We start from the raw sequence: 4,328 nt of genomic DNA, 5'->3' as shown, positions 1-4,328 counted from the left end.
GGGCAACAACGTGGAATTCGTCACCACCGACAGCCAGGCGGTCTATGAATCCGTCCGGCTCGGCGATGTGACGCTGGAACTTGAAGTCTGGGAAGGTGCCTTCGGCGCCTCGTTCCGCGCGGCACTGGAAAAGGGCGGCCTTCATGATGCAGGCACCCATGACGCGGTCACACGCGAAGACTGGTGGTACCCGGCATGGACCAAGGAAAGCTGCCCAGGCCTGCCCGACTGGAAGGCGCTGAACGAATGCGCGGCACTTTTCGCCACACCCGAGACCGGCGAAAAGGGCCGCTTCCTTGGCGGGCCGGTTGACTGGCTGAAGCACGATCAGGAACGGGTCGACGGGCTGGGCATGAACTTTGTCGTGGTCAATGCAGGTTCCGCCGCCGCCCTCTGGGCGGAAATTGGTGCGGCCGAGGCCGACAAGAAGCCGGTCGTGGTCTTCAACTGGACCCCGAACTTTGCCGAAGCCGTCTGGCCGGGCGAATTCGTGGAGTTCCCCGCCTGGGAAGAGGGTTGCAACGAAGACCCGTCCAAAGGCCCGAACCCCGATCTGACCTATGATTGCGGCAACCCGGCCAACGGCTATCTGAAGATCGCCGCATGGGATGGGATGCAGGAAAAGTGGCCGGCCGCCTATGGCACGCTGACCCAGATTTCCTTCACCAACCCGCAGATCGCGGAAATGGCTAAGCTTGTCGATATCGACGAGATGGAGCCCGAGGACGCTGCGGCGGCCTGGCTCGAAGCCAATGAAGATGTATGGAAGCCCTGGACCGGTGGCGCCTGATCAGCATCAATGGGTTCCGGGGGGAAACGCCCCCGGAACCGACCTTAATCAGACCGGGACGCTCATGACCGACACCACGCCCGTCATTTCCTGCAAGAATGTCTGGAAGCTCTTCGGGCCGAAACCCGAAAACTACCTGAATACCGCAAGGACACGCAGTTTCGAGGATATCCGCCAGGATGGCTACATCGCCGCCGTGCGCGATGTCTCGATAGAGGTCGGGCGGGGCGAGATGCTGGTCATCATGGGCCTGTCGGGGTCGGGCAAATCAACACTCGTCCGCTGCATGTCCCGCCTGATCGACATCACCGGCGGCGAGGTGATCGTCGACGGTCAGGACGTGATGTCGCTGAATGAAAAAGAGCTGATTGAACTCCGCCGTCGCAAGATGGGGATGGTGTTCCAAAGCTTCGGCCTGCTGCCGCATCGCACCGTGCTCGACAATGTCGCCTTCCCCTTGGAAATGCGCGGGCAGGACCGGCACAACCGGCGCGAACGCGCGATGGAGGTCATCAAGCTTGTCGGTCTTGAGGGCCGCGAAGAATATTTCCCGCGCGAACTTTCGGGCGGTCAGCAGCAGCGCGTGGGCATTGCCCGCAGCCTCGCCATCGAACCCGATATCTGGTTCCTCGATGAACCCTTCTCGGCGCTTGACCCGCTGATCCGGCGCGAGATGCAGGACGAATTCCTGCGCCTGCGCGGCATGCTGGGCAAGACCATCGTCTTCATCACCCATGATTTCGACGAGGCTTTGCGCCTTGCCGACAGGATCGCCATCATGAAGGACGGCGCGGTCGAGCAATGCGATACGCCCGACAAGATCGTGCTGACACCCGCCACCGAATATGTGGCGAAATTCACCGAGGATGTTGAAAAATCGCGCGTGGTTCATGCGCGTGGCCTGACCCGTCCGATCAACGGCCACGCGGTCGAAGGTCTGCCGGTTTCCGCCGATGCGACCATCCTGCAACTCGCCCGTCAGCTTGTGAATGAAAGCCGCGATTTCCTGCCGGTTGCCGACAAGGCCGGAAAGGTCATCGGCTCCATGCGCCGTCAGGACGCGCTCGATATCCTTCTGGGATCGGAGTGATGGCGGTGGCAGACATCTCTGCCCTGCCATCGCGGCAGGCCATGGACCGGCCCAAGGTCGCGACGATCCTGATCGCGGTTGCGATCCTGTTGGCGATCATCAAGCCCCTGCTGCCCGGCTTCCTGATCCGGGTGCCAGAGGCGGCGGTCCTGCCGTATCAGGACTGGCTCCAGTGGTTCTTTGATTTCATCAAGGACGATCTCGGCCTGATCCACCTGACACGCGGTATCTCTTCGGGGCTGGAATGGCTTCTCGATATCACTGCCAACCTGCTCTACGGCAAGCATCGCTGGCCTTATATCGGCCCGATCCCGTGGACGGCCATTGCCGCCGTCGCGGCTGTGATCGGCTATGCCCTGTCGGGCTGGCGCATGGCCGCTCTGGCGGGCGGCACCTTTGTCTGGGTGGCGCTCATCGGTCAATGGGAACTGGCGATGGAGACGATGTCCGTCATCGCGGTCGCGGCCCCGGTCGCGGTGCTTCTTGGCCTGACACTTGGCATCCTCGCATGGAAATTCGCGCGGTTCGAGGCGGTGCTGAAGCCGATCCTTGCGATCTTTCAGACCCTGCCCTTCTTCACCTACCTTCTGCCTGCGGTGATCTTCTTCAAGGTCGGCCCGACGGCGGGCTGCGTCGCCACCATCGTCTATGCGATCCCGCCAATGGTGCTGATGACCTCGCTCGGGCTGAAAAAGGTGTCGAACGAGGTCGTGGAGGCCGGTCATATGAGCGGCTCCACCCGCTGGCAGATGCTACGCCATGTCTATGTGCCTGCGGCCCGGACCGAGATCCTCGTGGGCGTCAATCAGGTCATCATGCTGTCGCTGGCGATGGTCGTTCTGACCGCTTTCATCGGCATGCCGGGGTTGGGTGCAAAGCTGCTGTCGCTGATGAATTCCCTGAAGCTTGGCCGCAGCTTTGAGATCGGCGTGACCATCGTTCTGATCGCGGTGACGCTTGATCGCTGCTCCAAGGCCTGGGTCGTCAAACAGCCCGAGCATTTCGAACGCGGCACGCCGTGGTGGCAGCGTAACAGGCTTCTGCTAATCGGCATTGCCGCCTTTGTCGGCTGTATCATCCTCGCGCAATTCGTGCAGGTCGCCGATCACATCAAGCGCACGCAAGACCTGTCGAAGGGCAAGGAGATCGACGGCGTGATCCGCGCGATCCTTGCCAATGACGCAATCAACGGCGTCACCGGCTGGTTACGCTGGTTCCTGATCACCTGGGTGCTGATCCCGTTCCGCAACGCGATCCTTTGGCTGCCATCGACATCGGTTATCCTCGCTGTCGCGGCGGCGGGCTGGTATGTCGGTGGGCGACGCTCGGCGGCTCTCGCGGGCGGGTTCTTTGCGATCATCGCGCTGACGGGTTGGTGGGACCGCTCGATGATCACGGTCTATGCTGTCATATCGGCGGTGATCCTTGCGACGATGATCGGCCTGCCGCTTGGCATCCTCGCCGCCCGGCGCAAGAAATGGTCCGAACCGATCCTGCTGGTCTGCGACACCGCCCAGACCTTCCCCAGCTTCATCTACCTGATCCCGGCGATCATGCTCTTTGGCGTCAACGACGTGGCCGTGGTTTTTGCCATCTTCATCTTCGCGACCGTTCCCCTGATGCGCTACACGATCGAGGGCATCAGGGCCGTGCCGGAAGAGCTGATCGAGGTGGCCGACATGTCGGGGGCCACCCGCAGCCAGAAACTGTGGAAAGTGCAGATCCCACTGGCGCTGCCGACCATGGCCGTTGGGTTCAATCAGGCCATCATGTTCGCCTTCTTCATGGTGATCATCGCGGCCTTCATCGGCACGCAGGACCTTGGGCAGGAATTGCAGAAGACGCTGGCGGGTAATCAGCTTGGCAAGAACTTCGTGCTGGGCATGTGCGTGGCGCTGATGGCCTTGGCGTTCGATCACATCATCATGCGCTGGTCGGCGACCCGCCGCAAAGTTCTGGGTGTGGGGTGACGCGATGGGCAAGAAGGACACCCGCCGCACGCTCACGCGTTTTGACACTGCCGAGTTTGTACCTATGGCGACGTTTGGCGGTTCGGATGGGGCGATGCTGTGGCACAACATCTCGTTCGACGCCGAAAGCGGGACCGGGAGCTACCTTCTGGTGATGGCGCCGGGGGCGAGCAGTGCGCCGCATCGGCATCGGGGGGCCGAGGAGTTCTATGTGCTCGAGGGTGAACTGGTCGATTTCGACGGCCATGCCTACGGCGCGGGCGATTTCGTCCGGCTGGAGCCGGGCACTGCGCATAGCTCGCTTTCGCCCACCGGCTGCAAACTGCTGGTCACCCATTGGGGCCGGACCGAGCGTGTCAGTATCGGGGAACTGGAGCCTCTCACGTGAACTATCAGTCGATCATCGAAACGCCGTTTGAACGGGCGGGCGTGGTCACGCCGGGCCTGCCGGTCCTGCCGCCGGGGGTGCAGCGTCATC

Annotated in this window: 4 protein-coding genes; all 4 read left to right on the top strand. The window is 62.2% G+C overall.

What is annotated here, in order from left to right:
• The coding region (locus WBB85_RS20130; protein ID WP_432640370.1) for an ABC transporter substrate-binding protein at positions 1–790 on the top strand (790 nt) is incomplete at its 5' end.
• A 64-nt stretch (positions 791–854) separates the two neighbouring features.
• Positions 855–1,880, top strand: coding sequence for a quaternary amine ABC transporter ATP-binding protein (locus tag WBB85_RS20125; RefSeq protein ID WP_432640369.1), 1,026 nt, complete (start codon positions 855–857; stop codon positions 1,878–1,880).
• Complete coding sequence (locus WBB85_RS20120; protein WP_432640368.1) at positions 1,880–3,850, top strand: ABC transporter permease; 1,971 nt, start codon at positions 1,880–1,882, stop codon at positions 3,848–3,850. Before WBB85_RS20125 ends, WBB85_RS20120 begins: the two co-directional genes overlap by 1 nt.
• 4 nt (positions 3,851–3,854) lie before the next feature.
• Positions 3,855–4,238 carry a cupin domain-containing protein gene (locus WBB85_RS20115; protein ID WP_432640367.1) on the top strand — a complete coding sequence of 128 codons (384 nt, stop codon included), beginning with the start codon at positions 3,855–3,857 and terminating at the stop codon, positions 4,236–4,238.
• Positions 4,239–4,328 lie beyond the last annotated feature (90 nt).

The organism is Albidovulum sp. (assembly GCF_049646345.1).
In the GTDB taxonomy this organism is placed as follows: Bacteria; Pseudomonadota; Alphaproteobacteria; order Rhodobacterales; family Rhodobacteraceae; genus Albidovulum.
The sequence above is the reverse complement of the archived record's forward strand: the minus strand, read 5'-3'. Positions and strand labels throughout refer to the sequence as shown.

Bases quoted from the DNA above. Each gene is read 5' to 3' on its own strand.
- WBB85_RS20115 (WP_432640367.1), top strand. From the start codon at position 3,855: ATGGGCAAGAAGGACACCCGCCGCACGCTCACGCGTTTTGACACTGCC.
- WBB85_RS20125 (WP_432640369.1), top strand. From the start codon at position 855: ATGACCGACACCACGCCCGTCATTTCCTGCAAGAATGTCTGGAAGCTC.
- WBB85_RS20120 (WP_432640368.1), top strand. From the start codon at position 1,880: ATGGCGGTGGCAGACATCTCTGCCCTGCCATCGCGGCAGGCCATGGAC.